Origin of the sequence: Streptomyces longwoodensis, assembly GCF_001514125.1 — a bacterium.
GTDB classification, from domain to species: domain Bacteria; phylum Actinomycetota; class Actinomycetes; order Streptomycetales; family Streptomycetaceae; genus Streptomyces; species Streptomyces longwoodensis.
The window spans coordinates 1-16,893 of the sequence record NZ_KQ948569.1 but is presented as its reverse complement, the minus strand read 5'-3'; the positions used below and the strand labels follow the sequence as shown (position 1 = coordinate 16,893).

14 protein-coding genes and 1 pseudogene are annotated in these 16,893 nt (G+C 72.4%); 9 read left to right on the top strand and 6 right to left on the bottom strand.

Translation table 11 applies throughout. The features are described from left to right. Positions 1-202: 202 nt before the first annotated feature. The gene (gene ychF, locus AQJ30_RS36030; RefSeq protein ID WP_067242366.1) at positions 203-1,291 is read left to right on the top strand and encodes a redox-regulated ATPase YchF; all 1,089 of its coding nucleotides are present in this window, start codon (positions 203-205) and stop codon (positions 1,289-1,291) included. A 63-nt stretch (positions 1,292-1,354) separates the two neighbouring features. Here ychF and AQJ30_RS36025 read toward each other — a convergent pair whose 3' ends face one another. Continuing rightward, complete coding sequence (locus AQJ30_RS36025) at positions 1,355-1,933, bottom strand: Uma2 family endonuclease (protein ID WP_067242363.1); 579 nt, start codon at positions 1,931-1,933, stop codon at positions 1,355-1,357. Between the two features lie 60 nt (positions 1,934-1,993). Beyond that, on the bottom strand, positions 1,994-2,893 hold the full coding sequence (locus AQJ30_RS36020; protein WP_211279170.1) for a LysR family transcriptional regulator: 900 nt from the start codon (positions 2,891-2,893) through the stop codon (positions 1,994-1,996). An 88-nt stretch (positions 2,894-2,981) separates the two neighbouring features. On the opposite strand from AQJ30_RS36020, the gene AQJ30_RS36015 reads away from it, so the two are divergent. The 8 genes from AQJ30_RS36015 to AQJ30_RS35980 all read left to right on the top strand — a co-directional run bounded on the left by AQJ30_RS36015 (position 2,982) and on the right by AQJ30_RS35980 (position 13,244). After that, complete coding sequence (locus AQJ30_RS36015; RefSeq protein WP_067242359.1) at positions 2,982-3,812, top strand: oxidoreductase; 831 nt, start codon at positions 2,982-2,984, stop codon at positions 3,810-3,812. 83 nt (positions 3,813-3,895) lie between these two features. Next, entirely contained in the window at positions 3,896-6,157 is a 2,262-nt protein-coding gene (locus tag AQJ30_RS36010; protein ID WP_067242357.1) for a DEAD/DEAH box helicase, read from the top strand. A gap of 187 nt (positions 6,158-6,344) precedes the next feature. After that, the gene (locus AQJ30_RS36005; protein ID WP_067242354.1) at positions 6,345-7,598 is read left to right on the top strand and encodes a DUF4190 domain-containing protein; all 1,254 of its coding nucleotides are present in this window, start codon (positions 6,345-6,347) and stop codon (positions 7,596-7,598) included. Between the two features lie 147 nt (positions 7,599-7,745). Next, entirely contained in the window at positions 7,746-8,498 is a 753-nt protein-coding gene (locus tag AQJ30_RS36000; protein WP_067242352.1) for a GntR family transcriptional regulator, read from the top strand. Positions 8,499-8,917: 419 nt separating this feature from the next. Next, positions 8,918-9,166: an SPOR domain-containing protein gene (locus AQJ30_RS35995; RefSeq protein WP_067242349.1), complete on the top strand. Its 249-nt coding sequence runs from the start codon at positions 8,918-8,920 to the stop codon at positions 9,164-9,166. A 61-nt stretch (positions 9,167-9,227) separates the two neighbouring features. Further along, entirely contained in the window at positions 9,228-9,644 is a 417-nt protein-coding gene (locus AQJ30_RS35990) for a (deoxy)nucleoside triphosphate pyrophosphohydrolase (protein WP_067242348.1), read from the top strand. Positions 9,645-9,827: 183 nt separating this feature from the next. After that, complete coding sequence (locus tag AQJ30_RS35985; RefSeq protein WP_211279171.1) at positions 9,828-10,244, top strand: ATP-binding protein; 417 nt, start codon at positions 9,828-9,830, stop codon at positions 10,242-10,244. 342 nt (positions 10,245-10,586) lie between these two features. Then, positions 10,587-13,244: a SpoIIE family protein phosphatase gene (locus tag AQJ30_RS35980; protein ID WP_067242342.1), complete on the top strand. Its 2,658-nt coding sequence runs from the start codon at positions 10,587-10,589 to the stop codon at positions 13,242-13,244. A 37-nt stretch (positions 13,245-13,281) separates the two neighbouring features. On the opposite strand, the gene AQJ30_RS35975 is transcribed toward AQJ30_RS35980, so the two are convergent. The 4 genes and pseudogenes from AQJ30_RS35975 to AQJ30_RS35960 all read right to left on the bottom strand — a co-directional run. Beyond that, positions 13,282-14,130, bottom strand: a complete 849-nt coding sequence (locus AQJ30_RS35975; RefSeq protein ID WP_067242339.1) for an immunity 49 family protein — start codon at positions 14,128-14,130, stop codon at positions 13,282-13,284. Beyond that, complete coding sequence (locus AQJ30_RS35970; RefSeq protein WP_245727312.1) at positions 14,130-14,669, bottom strand: immunity 49 family protein; 540 nt, start codon at positions 14,667-14,669, stop codon at positions 14,130-14,132. The genes AQJ30_RS35975 and AQJ30_RS35970 overlap by 1 nt, the downstream gene beginning before the upstream one ends. 82 nt (positions 14,670-14,751) lie before the next feature. Beyond that, on the bottom strand, positions 14,752-15,603 hold the full coding sequence (locus AQJ30_RS35965; protein WP_067242338.1) for an immunity 49 family protein: 852 nt from the start codon (positions 15,601-15,603) through the stop codon (positions 14,752-14,754). Positions 15,604-15,614: 11 nt separating this feature from the next. Further along, a pseudogene (locus tag AQJ30_RS35960) lies at positions 15,615-16,893 on the bottom strand (hypothetical protein); the annotation flags it as partial.

Below are 16,893 nucleotides of genomic sequence, written 5' to 3'. Positions count from 1 at the left end.
GCTGTGAGGGGCGCGTTCCGTGTTGCTCCACTGCTCCAACCTAGGTCTGCTCGTGTGCCGGATCGGGCGCGGGACACGCCGTGGGAGGGACAGTGGCCAAGCGTTCGACAGCTCCGCCGGTCCGGGCGCGCGCACGCCGTAGACTGGTGGATCGGCCGGTCCCCTGGCCCCCTGGCCCTCACCACATACGGGAAGTCGCAACGTGTCGCTCACGATCGGAATCGTCGGTCTGCCGAATGTCGGCAAGTCGACCCTGTTCAACGCCCTGACCAAGAACGACGTGCTGGCGGCCAACTACCCGTTCGCCACGATCGAGCCGAACGTCGGCGTGGTCGGCGTCCCGGACTCCCGCCTGGCCAAGCTGGCGGAGATCTTCAAGTCGGAGCGGGTCCTGCCGGCGACGGTCGACTTCGTGGACATCGCGGGCATCGTGCGCGGCGCCTCGGAGGGCGAGGGCCTGGGCAACAAGTTCCTGGCGAACATCCGTGAGTCCGACGCGATCTGCCAGGTCATCCGCGCCTTCAAGGACGAGAACGTCGTCCACGTCGACGGCAAGGTCTCGCCGAAGGACGACATCGAGACGATCAACACCGAACTGATCCTGGCCGACCTCCAGACGATCGAGAAGGTGCTGCCCCGCCTCCAGAAGGAGTCGCGGATCAGGAAGGACGTGGCGCCCAAGGTCAAGGCGGTCGAGGAGGCCAAGGAGATCTTGGAGAAGGGCGACACGCTCTTCGGCCACGGCATCGTCCAGGGCAGCGAGCGCGCCGAGCTCCTGCACGACCTGCACCTGCTGACCACGAAGCCGTTCCTCTACGTGTTCAATGTCGACGAGGACGAGCTGGTCGACGAGGACTTCAAGAACGAGCAGCGCGCCCTGGTCGCCCCCGCCGAGGCGATCTTCCTCAACGCCAAGCTGGAGGCGGACCTCGCCGAGCTGGACGAGGAGGAGGCGCTGGAGCTGCTGGAGTCGGTCGGCCAGCACGAGCCCGGCCTCGCGACCCTCGCGCGCGTCGGCTTCGACACCCTGGGCCTGCAGACCTACCTCACGGCCGGCCCCAAGGAGTCCCGCGCCTGGACCATCAAGAAGGGCGCGACGGCCCCCGAGGCCGCGGGAGTCATCCACACCGACTTCCAGAAGGGCTTCATCAAGGCGGAGGTCATCTCCTTCCCCGACCTCGTCGAGACCGGCTCGGTCACCGAGGCCCGCGCGAAGGGCAAGGCCCGCATGGAGGGCAAGGAGTACGTCATGCAGGACGGCGACGTGGTGGAGTTCCGCTTCAACGTCTGAGCCGCCGCTGCCGAGGGGCCGGACTCGAAAGAGCCCGGCCCCTTCCGCGTTGCCGCGCCGCCCTCACGTCCGCCGGGGCGGAGTGAGCCGGTCGAGGTCCAGGCTGATCGGGAAGGGCACGGGCCGCTCGAGGCTGCCGCGGAAGATGCCGGCGGGGGCGTAGGTGCCGGGCACGTCCAGCTCGTAGGCGTGGACCACCGGTGCTCCGTCCTCGTCCTCGATGCACCAGTAGTGCGGGATCCTGGCCTCCGCGTACTTGCGGAGTTTCACCGTGCGGTCCCGATGCGCGGATTCGGGGGACACGACCTCGATCACGGGCTGCACCTCGTCCGGAGTGAACCACGTCCGGTCGCCGTCGAAGGCGGCCGTCGTCGCCAGGAGATCCGGTTCCGTCCGATTGCGCTCGTCGAGCTTGACGGTCATCTCGCGACCGACTCCGACGCGTGCGGGAGCCTGCTCCCTGAGGGCGGCGGTGAGTACGGTGACGAGGTGGCCGTGCCACCAGCTCTGCGGCGCCAACCTGAACACGAGTGCCCCGTGGATCAGCTCGGTGTGGCGAGGCGCCTCGGGGAGGCGGTCGAGGTCCTCCGCGAACCAGCCTTCCTCGCGCGGCGGGCGCATCCAGTCGGGCAGTGCGGTCATGGCACAACGGTAGCGACTCGGTGAGCGGCGGGGCGCGAGATCACCGGCACGTGCCAGGCCTCAGCGCACCGCCTCCCGGCATGCCCCCGCATACCCCCTCACCAGTGGTCGCTCCGCGTCCGTGCGGCGCCAGGCCAGGGCGTAGTGGGTCGGGGGGAGGTCGGGGACCGGGCGGGTGACGACGCCGCCCAGGGTGATCAGGGAGGCGTTGCCCGCGGCGATGAGGCAGACGCCCAGGCCGGCGACCAGGGCCTCGTACGTCTCCTCCGTGCCGGCGATCTCCGCGCCGATGCGGGGCGGGCGGCCGGCGCGTTCGGGAAGGGCCAGCCAGTGGTCGCGCAGGACGCCCGCGCTGGGCGGCAGCGCGAGGAACGGCTCGTCGGCCAGGTCCGCGAAGGCGATCTCGGTGCGGGCGGCCAGCGGGTGGGTCTCGGGGAGGGCGACGAGGCGCGGTTCCTCGGCGAGCACCGTCCAGTCGTAGCGCCGTTCGTCGGGCAGCGGCAGCCACACGAAGGCGACGTCCGACGTGCCGTCCGCCAGGCCCGCCGTCGGGTCCTGCCAGCCGACCTGGCGCAGCCGCAGCTCCGCCTCCGGGTGGGCCGCCGTGAAGCGGGAGCGGATCGACGGCAGCAGGCCGCCCCGGCCCGGGCTGGTGCTCATGCCCACCGTCAGGGTGCTGCGCTGTGCCGTCTTCGCCCGCTCCACCTCCGCCCAGCCGTCCTCCCACGCGGCCAGCACCCGCCGCGCGTGCGCCAGCAGCGCCGTCCCCGCCGGGGTCAGCTCCACCCCGTGCCGGTCGCGGCGGAACAGCGCGGTGCCCAGCTGCCGCTCCAGCGCGCGGACCTGCTTGCTCAGCGCGGGCTGGGAGACGTAGAGCCGTTCCGCCGCGCGCGTGAAGTGCAGGTCCTCGGCGACCGCGACGAAGTAGCGCAGGTCCCGTACGTGCACGTCCGTGGTCATGCCCATCGGTTATCACCGTGGGTCTTGGACCCACAACTCCTTTCCGGCGCAGGCTGGTGTCCGTCACCACGATCCAGGAGGAGTTCCCATGCACAAGGTCTGGCTGGTCACCGGCGCGAGCAGCGGCTTCGGGCGGGCGATCACCGAGGCGGCCGTCGCCGCCGGTGACGTGGTCGTCGGCGCGGCCCGGCGGCCCGAGGCGCTGGACGACCTCGTCGCCGCGCACCCCGACCAGGTGGAGGCCCTGCGCCTCGACGTCACCGACGTGGCGGCGGCCGAGGCGGCCGTACGGGACGTCATCGACCGGCACGGACGGCTCGACGTCCTCGTCAACAACGCCGGCCGCACCCACGTCGGCGCCTTCGAGGAGACCACCGACGCCGAACTGCGCGAGCTGTTCGACCTGCACGTCTTCGGGCCCGCCGCGCTCACGCGCGCGGTGCTGCCGCACCTGCGCGAGCGGCGGACGGGAGCGATCGTTCAGATGAGCAGCATGGGCGGGCAGATGTCCTTCGCCGGCTTCTCGGCGTACAGCGGCACCAAGTTCGCCCTGGAGGGCCTGTCCGAGGGACTGGCCGACGAGGTACGGGAGTTCGGCATCAAGGTGCTCGTCGTCGAACCCGGCGCCTTCCGCACCTCGCTGTTCGAGACCGCGCGGGCCGGCGCCAGCGCGGACAGCGGCGTGTACGCCAAGGTCCGCGCGACCCGTGACGCCGTCTCCGGCGGGCACGGCAGCCAGCCCGGCGACCCCGCCAAGGCCGCCGCCGTCGTCCTCGCCGCCCTCGACGCCGACGACACCCCGCTGCACCTGCCGCTCGGCGACGACGGCGTCACCGCGGTCCTCGGCAAACTGGACGCCGTCCGTGCCGAGGTCACCGCCTGGGAGGACCGCAGCCGCGCCACCGCCTTCGACGACTGACCCCGGCCGCCGCGGGCCCGTTGTCAGCGGCAGGTGCGAGCATGGGCAGTCCGAACCGAACCACGGGTGCGTACGGGGGTGTCATGGGGGAGAGCGAGCAGGCCGGGGCCGCGACGGCGCCCGTCGGCCGACGGGCCCGCGACCTGCACGCGCAGGGCGTCGCGCTGTACGACGCCGCCCGCACCCTGCGTGCCGACCACCAGCGCGCCCTGGACGCCGTACGCTCCGCGCTCGCTCCGCTGCGGGACGAACTGGTCGCCCAGGAGCTGGAGTCCATCCCGCTCGCCCGGCTGAAGGACGTCACCGAGGGCAGGCTGCGGCTCGGCGCGCTGGAGGCGGCCGGGCTGGGGTCGGTGCGCGCGGTGCACGAGGCCGAGCGGTACGAGCTGCGGCAGATCCCCGGCGTCGGCGCCCAGACCGCCGACCAGGCGCTGGCCGCGGCCCGCCAGATCGCCCGCGCGGTGGAGCAGACCGTCTCCGTGCGCATCGACGTCGACCACCCCGAGCCGCGCACCGCCGCGCTGGTCGGCGCGCTGTACCGGCTCGTCGAGGCCGGGCCCGAGCTGCGCCGCGCCGTCGACACCGCCGAGCGCTACGAACGCCGGCTGACCGAGCTGCTGCCCGCGGTCCGCCCGACGGTCAGCAGGCTGCGGCTCGCGCTCGCCGGACGGGAGCGCAGGGAGGCCGCGCTGGCCGCCGCGGTGGAGCTGCGCGCACTGACCGCGGAGGCCGCCGCCCTGGAGGTACGGGTGCGGCTCGCCCAGGCCGGCGCGGACCTGCTGCGCGAACCGGCCTCCGAGATCGAGGCGTGGGTCGACTTCGAGGTCCGTTCCGCCGAGTACTACAGCCTGCTCGCCGAGGTCTCCGCACACCATACGGACGCGGCGGCCGCCGAGGGGTTCGTGCCGTCCGAGGTCGCCGAGCGGGTGCGCGCCCAGCCGCTGGACGACACCCACCGCCGGGTCTCCCTGCGCGGCTACCAGTCCTTCGGCGCGCGGTTCGCGCTCGCCCAGCGGCGGGTGGTCCTCGGCGACGAGATGGGGCTCGGCAAGACCGTCCAGGCGATCGCCGCCATGGCCCACCTCGCGGCCGGCGGGCGCACCCACTTCCTGGTGGTCTGCCCGGCCGGCGTCCTCATCAACTGGACGCGCGAGATCCGGGCCCGCAGCACCCTCAAGGCCGTCCCGGTGCACGGGCCGGACCGGCAGGACGCGTACGCGCGCTGGCGCGAGGGCGGGGGCGTGGCGGTCACCACCTTCGACGTCCTGCACACGCTGGACCCGAACCCGAACCCGAACCCGAACCCGAACCCGGACCCGGACCACGTCCCCGCCCTGCTCGTCGTCGACGAGGCGCACTACGTGAAGAACCCCGAGACCCGGCGCGCCCGTTCGGTCGCCGCGTGGACGGAACGCTGCGACCGCGTGCTGTTCCTCACCGGCACGCCGATGGAGAACCGCGTCGAGGAGTTCCGCGCCCTGGTGCGCCTGCTCCAGCCCGGTCTGCTGCCCGCGATCCGCGCCGGCGACGCGGTGGCCGGACCGCACGCCTTCCGCACCGCGGTCGCGCCCGCGTACCTGCGCCGCAACCAGCAGGACGTGCTCACCGAGCTGCCCGCCCTGCTCATGGTCGACGAGTGGGAGGAGTTCAGCGCGGCCGACGAGGAGGCGTACCGCGCGGCGGTCGCCGCGGGGAACTTCATGGCGATGCGCCGGGCCGCCTACGCCGACCCCGCGAAGTCCGCCAAGCTGGAGCGGTTGCGCGAACTGGTCGCGGAGGCGGCGGCCAACGGCCTGAAGGTCGTGGTGTTCTCGTACTTCCGCGACGTGCTGGAAGCCGTACGGGAGGCCCTCGCCGAGCCGGAGGGGACGCTCGAGGACCCACCGGCGGAGCCGGGCACCACGCTCTTCGGCCCGATATCCGGTTCCGTACCGGCCGCCCGGCGGCAGCAGATGGTCGACGCGTTCACCGCCGCCGACGGGCACGCCGTGCTGCTCTCCCAGATCCAGGCGGGCGGTGTCGGACTCAACCTCCAGGCCGCGTCCGTGGTCGTGCTGTGCGAGCCGCAGGTCAAGCCGACGCTGGAGCACCAGGCCGTGGCCCGCGCCCACCGCATGGGCCAGGTCCGCCCCGTCCAAGTGCACCGTCTGCTCACGCCGGACAGCGTCGACGACCGTCTGCTGCTCATCCTCGCCGACAAGGACCGCCTCTTCGACGCCTACGCCCGCCGCAGCGACACCGCCGACGCCACCCCGGACGCGGTCGACGTCTCCGACGACGGCCTCGCACGCCGCATCGTGGAGGAGGAACAACGCAGATTGGCGGAGCCGCACGCGACACCGTAGGGGCGTGGACGGCTGACGGTCCTCCAGATCAGGCCCGTCGTCAGGAGCTTTCGGTCCCGGCCCGCGTTCCGGACGGGGCGCTCACGCGCTTACCATGCGCCCAGTCGTCCTTCCCCCGGCCGCGCGTCGTACGTCCGTTCCCGTGTGCGCGGGGGTCCCACTGTTGGAAAGCAGGAGCACGGTAGCCGTGTCCATACCCCCGCCCCCCGGGCCGCACGAGCCGCAGGACCCGTTCCGGGCTCCGCAGGCGTCCAGTTCGCCCGGCGCGCAGCCGCACGGCGGCCCCTACGGCCCGTATCCGCAGGGCCCGTACGGGGCGCCGTACCCGGCTTGGGGGCAGGGCTACACGCCGTACAACCGGCAGGCGCCCGTCAACGGCGTGGCCATCGCCGCGCTGGTGCTGGGCGTCATGTGCTTCCTGCCGGCCGTCGGTCTGGTCCTCGGGATCGTCGCGCTCGTGCAGATCCGCAGGAGGGGGGAGCGTGGCAAGCCCCTGGCGATCGTCGGGGCGGTGCTGTCGTCCCTCGGCCTCGCCCTGTGGATCGTGTCGCTGAGCACCGGCGCCGGCGCCGCGGTCTGGGACGGCTTCAAGGAGGGCCTGAGCGGCAACGCGAGCCTGTCGCTGGAGAAGGGCGACTGCTTCGACGTGCCGGGGGGCGACTTCGACTCCGAGGTGTACGACGTCGACACCGTCCCCTGCTCCGGCGCGCACGACGCCGAGGTGTTCGCGGTCGTACCGGTCACCGGGGACACCTACCCCGGCGACCGCAAGGTCGAGGACCTCGCCGAGGACCGCTGCTGGGACCTGCAGACCGCGTACGCGACGGACCCGTGGGCCCTGCCCGACACCATCAGCGTCTACTACCTGACCCCCACCAGCGACACCTGGGAGTTCGGCGACCGCGAGATCACCTGCACCTTCGCCGACGAGGACGGGACGGGCGCCCTCACCGGCTCGCTGCGGGCCGACGCCTCGACGCTCGACGCCGACCAACTGGCCTTCCTGCAGGCGATGAACGCGCTCGACGAGGTCCTCTACCAGGAGCCCGACGACTACGCCGAGGAGGACCTCGCCACCAACGAGACCTGGGCCCGCGACGTCCACGACGCCCTCGGCACGCAGGTCACCGCCCTGCGCGCCCACACCTGGCCGACCGCGGCGCAGGCCCCCGTCGCCGCCCTGGTCAAGGACATGACGGCCGCGCGGAAGGAGTGGGGGAAGGCGGCCGCGGCCGACGACGCGGACGCGTACTACGAGCACTACGACGCCGGGTACGAGTACGTCGACGGCGACACCACCGTCGCCGCCCGCCGGGCCCTGGGGCTGGCCACCACCCCGCCCACCTACGACGACGGCTCCGGCGACAGTTCGGGGGACGGGTCGGGGGACGGTTCCGAAGATGACGGCTCCGACTCGGGCGGCGAGGGCACGAGCGTGTAAGCGCGGATCCAGCGGGGAGAAAGTGCCTGCGTAAAGACCTCCCCCCGCAGATGTCATCACTTCGAGTGATTCCCTGGCCTTTGCTTGCACGGGCGAACCCACGGTTGCCACGCTGTTGCTGTCTGTACAACCTGATGGGAGCGGCCAGTGACATTCGGTGAGCAGCCGGCGTACCTGCGCGTCGCGGGTGATCTCCGCAAGAAGATCGTCGACGGTTCACTGCCACCCCACACCCGCCTCCCGTCCCAGGCCAGGATCCGCGAGGAGTACGGCGTCTCGGACACCGTCGCCCTGGAGGCCCGCAAGGTCCTGATGGCCGAGGGCCTGGTGGAGGGGCGCTCCGGGTCCGGGACGTACGTGCGCGAGCGGCCGGTGCCCCGCCGGGTCCACCGCTCCGGCTACCGGCCGACCGGCGGGGCCACGCCGTTCCGGCAGGAGCAGGCCGACGCGGAGGCCCGCGGGACCTGGGAGTCCCGCAGCGAGCAGGTCGAGGCGAGCGTCGCGATCGCCGGGCGGCTGGGCATCCAACCGGGCGACCGGGTCATGCGCACCACGTACGTGTTCCGGGAGGCGGGCGAGACCATGATGCTCTCCACCTCCTGGGAGCCCCTCGCCGTCACCGGCCGCACGCCCGTGATGCTGCCCGAGGAGGGCCCCCTCGGAGGCATGGGCGTCGTCGAGCGCATGCGGGCCATCGACGTCATCGTGGACAACGTCACCGAGGAGGTCGGCGCCCGTCCCGGCCTCGCCGAGGAACTCCTCGCCCTGGGCGGCGTCCCGGGCCACGTCGTGCTCGTCGTGCAGCGCACGTACTACGCCTCCGGCCGCGCGGTGGAGACGGCCGACGTGGTCATCCCGGCGGACCGGTACCGGGTGTCGTACCACCTGCCGGTGCGGTAGCCGCCGACGGAGCGGTGTTACGGGCCGCCGGTCGGCCCGGGTGTGAATGATCCGACGGCGTGCGATCGCGCGCGCCCCGGCCGCCGCCGCGCCCGTCCGGAACCGGGGCCGAATCGGTCCGCTTCCGCCCCGAACCCGGCCGTTTCCGGTCGTTCTCGCAGGTCGCCGCGATGCCGCCGCCGTGTCCCCGCCGCGCGTCGACCGGAGGTCGTGCGCCGGGCGGACGGCGCGTTCGCTCTCGTGCGCCCCCTTCCGTCTTGGCTGGTTGCGTACCTCTTTGTGAAAACCCGTGTTCGCTGAGTAAAGGTAAGGCGTACGCTCGGGCATATGCGGAGTGCGGTTTCCTTGGACGGCGGGGCACGGGGCGGACCGCGGACGGGACCTGGGCGGTCCCCCGCGGGAAGGAGGCGGGGGGTCCTATGAACGACGGCACGATCCCTCTGCCGTGGCTCGTCATACGCCAGGACGACAACGGCAACCGCTACCGCGTGGGCCGGTACGCGACCCGGGCCGAGGCTCAGAAGATCGCGGACAGCCTCGACGACCGCGGACACAAGCAGCTCTACTGGGTCGAGCGCATCGGCCAGAGCCGCAACGGCGACGGCACCCGCAACGGCGACGGCACCCGCGCCGCGGGGAACGGACGCAGCGGCGGTACCCGGAACTGACCCCCTCGGGGGTCCCGTTGGGCGCCCGCTTCGCCCCCCGGCATCCCGTAGGCTCCCGCACGTGACGGAACGGATCGTGGTGGTCGGAGCCGCCCTGTTCGACGGCGGCCGCCTGCTCGCCGCCCGCCGCAGCGCACCCCCCGACCTCGCCGGCCGCTGGGAGCTGCCCGGCGGCAAGGTCGAGCCGGGCGAGCGGCCCGAGGGCGCCCTGGTGCGCGAGCTGCGCGAGGAACTGGGCGTCGACGCCGAGCCGTTGGCACCCGTCCCGGGGGAGTGGCCGCTGCGGCCGCCGTACGTGCTGCAGGTCTGGACCGCCCGGCTGCGCCCCGGCTCCGCCGCCCCCGCACCCCTCCAGGACCACGACGCGCTGCGCTGGCTGACGCCGGCGGAGGTCTGGGACGTCGACTGGCTGGACCAGGATGTCCCGGCCGTCCGGGCGACGCTCGCCCGGTGGGCGACGGAAGCGCGCGGCTCGTAAACGGCCCGCCGGGGGCCAGGGGCTCGCCGGCGGCGGCCCGGAGGCGGCCTGGAGCGCCCGGCAGGCGCCGTACGCCGTTCGTAACCCCGTGCGCCCGATGGTGCGGTACTTGCCCCGGGATATCGGGTATGTGGCCATTAACCCCGCGAAAACGGACAGGGGTGACCTTCGTTGGCCTGGGAAGTGATCGGCGTGATCGACACCGAAGGCGTGCGCGCCGAGTGGACCTTCCCCGCCGACCCGGGAGCGGTGCGCACCGCACGGGCCGCGGTACGGGGGCAGTTGCGCGGCTGGGGCCTGGAGCCGGTCAGCGACGTCGCGGCGCTGCTGGTCAGCGAGTTGGTCACCAACTCCCTGCGGCACGCCACGGGCCCCATCGGCGTCCGGCTCGTACGGCCCGCGGGGATCGGCGGCGTCCTGCTGGTGGAGGTGTCCGACCCGCTCCCCGAGCTGCCGCGCGAGCGGGAGGCCCGGCCGGACGACGAGAGCGGCCGCGGCCTGCAGCTGGTGGCGTCCTCCTCGCGTCGCTGGGGCAGCCGCCCCGGCATCGACGGCAAGACGGTGTGGTTCGAACTGGCGCTGCCGGACCGGGTGGACTGAGCCGGGGTGGCGGGGTGCCGGGCCGGCAGTACCGGGACGCCCGTACTGACGCCGTCGTAGCCGCTCTCCGGACCGGTGAGGAAAGGACGGGCGCGGGGTGTACGGAGCGTGACGTCCTGTCCACCGCAGGGATCCGGCCGCAGACAACTCTCGAAGGGGGCGGTTCGAGGGCGTGTCCGCTGGTTAGAAGACTGGAAGTGTTCTCACGGCACGGACCAAAAAACGCCTGGACCGTGCTGTGATCGTGAACACCGTGTCGCGCGGCGCCGTAGTGCTGGATACTGCGGGCAGCCGCCGCCGGTGACCGGTGCCGGACGCGGTGAGCTGGAGGGGACGGTTCGCGTGAGCGAGATACCAGCGAAGGCCACGGAGTCCGAGGACCCGTCGGGCGGCGCGAGGACGGAGGCCGCCGGTGCGTTCGCCGGTGCCGCCGACGCGTTCGCCGCCGACGACGAGCGTGGTCCCGCCGACGGCGAGGCCGCGCCCGGTGACGCCATGTGGCAGAGCAGTCCGCCCGGTTCGATCTACGACTACATCAGGGTCGCCTCCTTCTCCATCGGTCCGGACGGGCTGGTCGACCAGTGGAGCCTGCGCGCCGAGCAGATCTTCGGGATCCCGGCGGAGCGGGCCGTCGGCAGGGACCCCATCGAGGCGTTCGTCGACCCCGATCTGCGCGAGCGCGGCCAGCGCAAGATGGCCGAGATCCTCGACGGCCGCGAGTGGACCGGGGTGGTCCCCTTCCGGATGCCCGAGGGCCGCGACGGCGACCGGGGCCAGGACGGGCTCGCCGAGGTGTACGTCATGCCGACGCGGACCCAGGACGGCGAGAAGGCCGCCGTGTGCATCGTCGTGGACGTCCGCACCCTGCGCAGCATCGAGACCGACCTCGCCGCCTCGCAGGCCATTTTCGGACAATCTCCGTTCGGCTTCCTGCTCATCGACTCCGACCTCAAGGTGCGGCGCGCCAACGAACGGTTCGCGTCCCTGTTCGGCGGCACCCCCGACGACCACCGCGGCAAGGGCGTCCAGGACTACCTGCCCCGGCCCGAGGCCGAGCGGGTCACCGCCGTGCTGCGCCGGGTGCTGCAGACCGGCGACTCCATCACGGACATGCACGTCACCGGCTACCTGCCCGAGTCCGACGAGCGCCGACACTGGTCGATCAACCTCTACCGCGTGCACAGCGGCAGCGGCCGCCCCATCGGCATCGCCTGGCTCGGCACCGACATCACCGCCCGCCGTGCCGCCGCCCGCGAGGCCGCCGCGGCACGCCGCAACCTCGCCCTGCTCAACGAGGCCGGCGCCCGCATCGGCAACTCCCTCGACCTGGAGACGACCGCCCGCGAACTCCTCGACGTGGTCGTCCCCGGCTTCTGCGACCTGGCCACCGTCGACCTCTACCAGGGCCTGCTGGTCGGTGACGAGACCCCGCCCGGCCTCGCCGACGGCAGCGCCGAACTGCGCCGGGTCGCCTTCTCCTCCGCCGTCTCGGACGCCCCCTTCGCCAGTACGGTCGCCCCCGTCGCCGTCGGCGCGGTGCACCACTTCCCCTTCAACTCGCCCTGCGCGGACGCCCTGCGCACCGCGCGGCCACAGCACATCCCCGGCGAGGAGGGCGGCCTGGTGCAGTCCACCCTGGCCGTGCCGATGGTCGCCCACGACACGGTCGTAGGGCTTGCGCAGTTCTCGCGGACCAAGGGCAGTGAGCCGTTCGGCGAGCGGGACCGGGACCTCGCCGTGGAACTCGCGGCGCGGGCCGCGGTGTGCATCGACAACGCGCGCCTGTACCGGCGGGAGCACGAGCGGGCGCTGATCCTCCAGCGGTCCCTGCTGCCCCCGGGCGACCCGGTCGCCTCGGGCCTGGACATCGCCTGCCGCTACCTGCCCGGCAGCGCCTCCACCGGCCGGCCCAGCGAGGTCGGCGGCGACTGGTTCGACGTCATCGAACTGCCGGGCCACCGTACGGCGTTGGTGGTCGGGGACGTCATGGGGCGCGGTCTGCGCGCCGCCGTCGCCATGGGCGAACTCCGCACCGCCGTACGCACGCTGGCGCTGCTCGACCTCGAACCGGCTGAAGTGCTCTCCGCGTTGGACGAGATTGCCCGCGGACTCGGCACGCCCGGCGGGGTGCAGCAGGCGACCCGCGCGGCCCGCCGTCCGCGCGAGGCGGACCTGTCCGAGGTGTACCTGGCGACGTGCGTGTACGCCGTCTACGACTCGGTGACGCGGCGCTGCACGTTCGCCAACGCGGGCCACCTGCCGCCCGTCCTGGTCGAGCCGGGCGAGGCGGCGCTGATGCTGGACGTGCCGCCCGGGATGCCGCTCGGCGTCGGCGGGGAGCCGTTCGAGGAGGTCGAGGTCGAGCTGCCCGAGGGCGCGCTGCTGGCGCTCTACACGGACGGCCTGGTCGAGTCCCGTGACCACCCGCTGGACGAGGGGCTGCAGGCCTTCGTGGGGGCGCTGACGGACCCCTCGCGGCCGCTGGAGGACGTCTGCGACCACGTCCTGAACACCCTCGACACCCACCACGGCGAGGACGACATCGCGCTGCTGATGGCGCGGGTGCAGGGGCTGCCCACCGACTCGGTCGGCGACTGGACCCTGCCGCGCGAGCCGCGCAGCGTCGGGCGGGCGCGGGAGTACGCGCGCGGGCAACTGCTCAGCTGGGACCTGGAGCCGCTGGTCGACACCACGGAGCTGCTGGTCAGCGAGCTAGTCACCAACGCCCTGCGCTACGGCGAGGGCGAGATACGGCTCCGCCTGCTGCTCGACCGCACCCTGGTCTGCGAGGTCTGGGACTCCGGCCTGGTCCAGCCCCGCCGACGCCGCGCCCGCGACACGGACGAGGGCGGCCGCGGACTCCAGCTCGTCGGGCTCCTCAGCGCGGCGTGGGGCTCCCGCCGGACGCCGCGCGGCAAGACGGTGTGGTTCGAACTGCCCCTGCCGGACGGCGAGACGGGACTGACGGATCCGGCGGAGGCGTTGCTGAGCTTGTTCTGACCGGCGGCCCGGTAGACCCCGTGTGCCGTTCTTGGGCCTAGATCTCGAACTCGCCGAGCCAGGCCCGCTGGAGCAGGTGCTTGGGGAGGTAGTCGGACTCGACCTCGATGGGGATGCCGCCGTCGTGGGCGAGGCAGGCGATGGCCAGCGGGCCGAGGGCGACGCGGCCTTCGGGGTCGTCGGCCCGGTCCTCGTCCGCGGTCCAGTACGCCTTGTGCAGCTCGAGGGCCTCCACCAGTGCCTGGTTGAAGCCGGTCTCGTCGTTGCGGACGAAGCGGTGGAAGAGGTTGACCGGCGGCTGGAGGACGTTCTGCACGAGGTCGCGCGGAGCGACGGTCACCGCCTCGGGGCGCGAGGTCTGCATGGTGGCCGTGAGCTTCTCCGCGAGCCCGGGCCGCTGGAGCCAGTACGCCTGGAGGGTCTCGACCCAGTGGTACACGTACGCGTCGAACTGCCCCTCGGGGGAGCGCAGTCGCTCGACCGGGATCTCGCAGAGCCGGGTCATGCGCTTCTGGTCGCGGCAGACGATCGCCAGCCAGAACGTGGTCAGCCAGTTGCCCGCGTCCGCGTACGGGCGGGGGCCGAGCGCAGGGATGTGCCGGACCTTGTGGTTGATGCGGCAGTCGACGACGCCCTCTGTCTCACCGGTCACGGCGAACAGGGCCGAACCGACCTGCAGCGCGCTGACCGTCGCCTCCCACGTCTCGAGCGCCGCGGCCCGGGGGTCCACGGTGCACCGGGCCTGCAGGTGGAGCAGCGCCGTGCTGAACATGAAGTCGATCATGCCGGGACGGCGCTCGATCCCGTCCGCGTCCGCGGCGACGTCCTCACCGAGCGACTCGGCCCACTCGGCCGCGTGGGGCCCGGGTGCACCATGCCGCTGCATCACGTGTCGTACTCTCCGATCCAGGAGCGCTTCAGCAGCGCCCGGGGAATGTACTCGGACTCCACTTCCAGGGGCAGGTCGGCGTCGTACGCCATGCAGGCGATCAGGAAGGAGACCGGTACCTGCGCCAGCTGGTTGACCCGGTCGTTCTCGCGGCAGATCACGGCGAGGTAGAAGCTGGTCAGCCAGTTTCCGGCATGCAGGTAGTCCTGGGGACCCGTGGCCGGCAGATGCTTCACCTCGCCCGTGCTGCCGACGCGGCACGGTACGGGACCCTCCGTCGCCGTACCGGAGGCGAACAGCGCGCTGCCCACCTGCATGGCAGTGACCCATGCCTCCCACGTGGCGAGTTCCCCCGCCGTCGGGTCGGGCAGGCACCGCCACTTCGCGAGGGTGACGGACAGGTCGAGGGCGTCGTAGCGGTCGTCCTCCGACGTCTCCAGGTGGTCGAGCGCGTCCTTCGTGCTCTTGATGATCGGTGCCATGAGCTCGGTCGCGTTGTCGGTGCGGAACTCATGGCGGGTGATGCGGGTGACCACGTGCTCTCCTCGGACACGGCCACCGGGTCGAACCGGGCCCGGCAGGCCGGTCCGACGGGAGCCCCGGGTGGTCGTGCGGACCTCAGGTGGGGAACTCACCGCACCAGTTGCGACTGATGAGGACCGCGGGCAGGTACTCCGACTCGACCTCGACGGACATGCCCGCGTCGTGCGCGAAGCACGCCATGGCGAGGGGGGCGAGGGCGACCAGGCCCGACGCCTGGAAGGCCCGGTCCTCCTCGGTCCAGTACTCCTTGTGCCACTGCACGGCCTGGGCGAGCGCCCGGTTGAAGCCGGCCTCGTCCTCGCGTACGAACCTGTGGAACACCTCCATGGGCGGATAGATCAGCTTGCCCACCGTCTCGGGGTCGGTGACGTTCTGCGGGTCCGTGGCATCCACCGCGGCCACCAGCTTCGCACCGAGGTCGGAGCTGCCGAGCCAATGGGCCTGGAGGGCCTCGATCCAGGCGTAGTGGTACGGCTGGAACTGCTCACCGTTCTCCCGGAGGAGGGAGACCGGCACGTTGCACAACGCAGTGATCCGGTCCCGTTCGCGGCACACCACAGCCAGGTAGAAGGCACTGAGCCAGCTCCCCGGGTTCACGTACCACTGCGGTCCGGTGGCCTCCAGCGTGCGGTCCTTGTGCGCGATACGGCACTGCACCTGGTCCTCCGCCGTCGTCGCGGCAGCGAACACGGCGGAGCCGACCTGCATCGCGGTGACCCAGGCGTCCCACGTCGGGTAGATCGCCGCCCGAGGGTCCAGGAGGCACCGGGACAGGGCCAGGGTGAGGGTGGTGCGCTGGGCGTCACCCAGCCTGGTCGAGCGCTCTTCCAGACCGTCGATCAGCTTCTCGGCGTTGTGCTGGAGGACGGCGAGGCCTTCTTCCGCGTTCCCCGTCGGCAACGGGGGGCGGGCGATGATCGAGACCAACGCGATGCTCCTTATTCGAAGATCTTGAAGTGCTTGAGCTCGGCCCCAGCATACTTACCGGTGTTTTCCGTGGCCTGGACGAGAACGTAACGCAGGCTCTTGTTGTCGATGGCGGTGCGTATTTCCTCGGCGTACTTGGCGTCGTTGGGCGAGAAGAGGGCGCGCTCCTCCATGTCCGCCACGATCGTGCGGACGTACTCGAGCGTTCCCTGCTTCACCATCGTGCCGCTGTCCAGCACACCGTTGCCGCGACGCCAGTCGAGCCGTGCGTTCGGCCCCTTGGCCTCGACGATGATGAGGTTGCCGTCCTCGTCGCGCCACAACTGGTCGAACCGCTTGGAACCGTTGGGCGTCTCCGGCAGGTCGGTGATCTCGTGCGCCCCCGCGAATTCGTCCTGGAGGAGCATGTGCCGCCGGGCGGCTTCCTCCCCGAGCGCCTCGCCGAGCTTCGTGTTGTTGGATACGCCCTCACCGACGACGTTGTTGTAATGCTCCTGCGCCTCGAGGAGTTTGTTCGCGAGGTCATCGGTCGCGTTGGCCTTGTAGGCCCTCTCCGCGTTGGTCAGTTCCATGCCGGCCACCCGCTTGGCCGAAACGTCGTCGAGGTGGTCGAGGTGCTCGGCACCGACCGTGTGCCGTCCCCTTTCCAAGGGATTGAGGTGGTACTTCTCCGAATTCGCGTACGGCAGTTCGTCGGCCGCCATCCAGCCGCCGCCCGGCTTCTCCACGAGTTTCGGCAGCAGCTGGCCGTCGACCAGTGCCTCCGCGTTGTTGCGCTTGCCGGGACCCCACTTGTCGTAGTGCTCCGCCCGCCACGCCGGATCCTCGTTGGCCAGCCGCACGTGCTCCCGTGTCACGGCCGCGCGCTCGTCCGGCGTCCGCTGGTCGGCGGGCTTGTCCCGGGCGGCTTCGTACTCGGCGCGGTGCTGGGCGGCGTCGTCCGCGTGGTGCCCGGTGTCGGGGTGGTGGGCGGCATCGTCGCCCGCCCGGACACCGTCGTCCCCCAGATCCCCCAGGTCGTCCAGCCCGCCCGTGCCCGCGGGCGGCTCCGCGCCGTGGCCGCCGCCCGGTACGTGCGTGTCGCCGCCGTGGCCCGGCAGGTCGTGGCCCGGGTTGGTGACGTCGTGGGTGTGGCCGCCCGGGGCGTGGTCGACCGTGCCCGGCACCGCGTTGTCCGCCGTGCCCGCCGGTACGTGCGTGTCGATGCTGTTCGTGGGGACGTGGGAGCCGGCGGTGCCCGTCGGGAGGTGGTCGGCCGTGCCGCCCGGCAGGTCACCACCCACCTGCGCA

Bases quoted from the DNA above. Each gene is read 5' to 3' on its own strand.
- AQJ30_RS36025 (WP_067242363.1), bottom strand. From the start codon at position 1,933: ATGACCGCACTGCCCGACTGGATGCGCCCGCCGCGCGAGGAAGGCTGG.
- AQJ30_RS36020 (WP_211279170.1), bottom strand. From the start codon at position 2,893: ATGACCACGGACGTGCACGTACGGGACCTGCGCTACTTCGTCGCGGTC.
- AQJ30_RS36015 (WP_067242359.1), top strand. From the start codon at position 2,982: ATGCACAAGGTCTGGCTGGTCACCGGCGCGAGCAGCGGCTTCGGGCGG.
- AQJ30_RS36010 (WP_067242357.1), top strand. From the start codon at position 3,896: ATGGGGGAGAGCGAGCAGGCCGGGGCCGCGACGGCGCCCGTCGGCCGA.
- AQJ30_RS35995 (WP_067242349.1), top strand. From the start codon at position 8,918: ATGAACGACGGCACGATCCCTCTGCCGTGGCTCGTCATACGCCAGGAC.
- AQJ30_RS35975 (WP_067242339.1), bottom strand. From the start codon at position 14,130: ATGCAGCGGCATGGTGCACCCGGGCCCCACGCGGCCGAGTGGGCCGAG.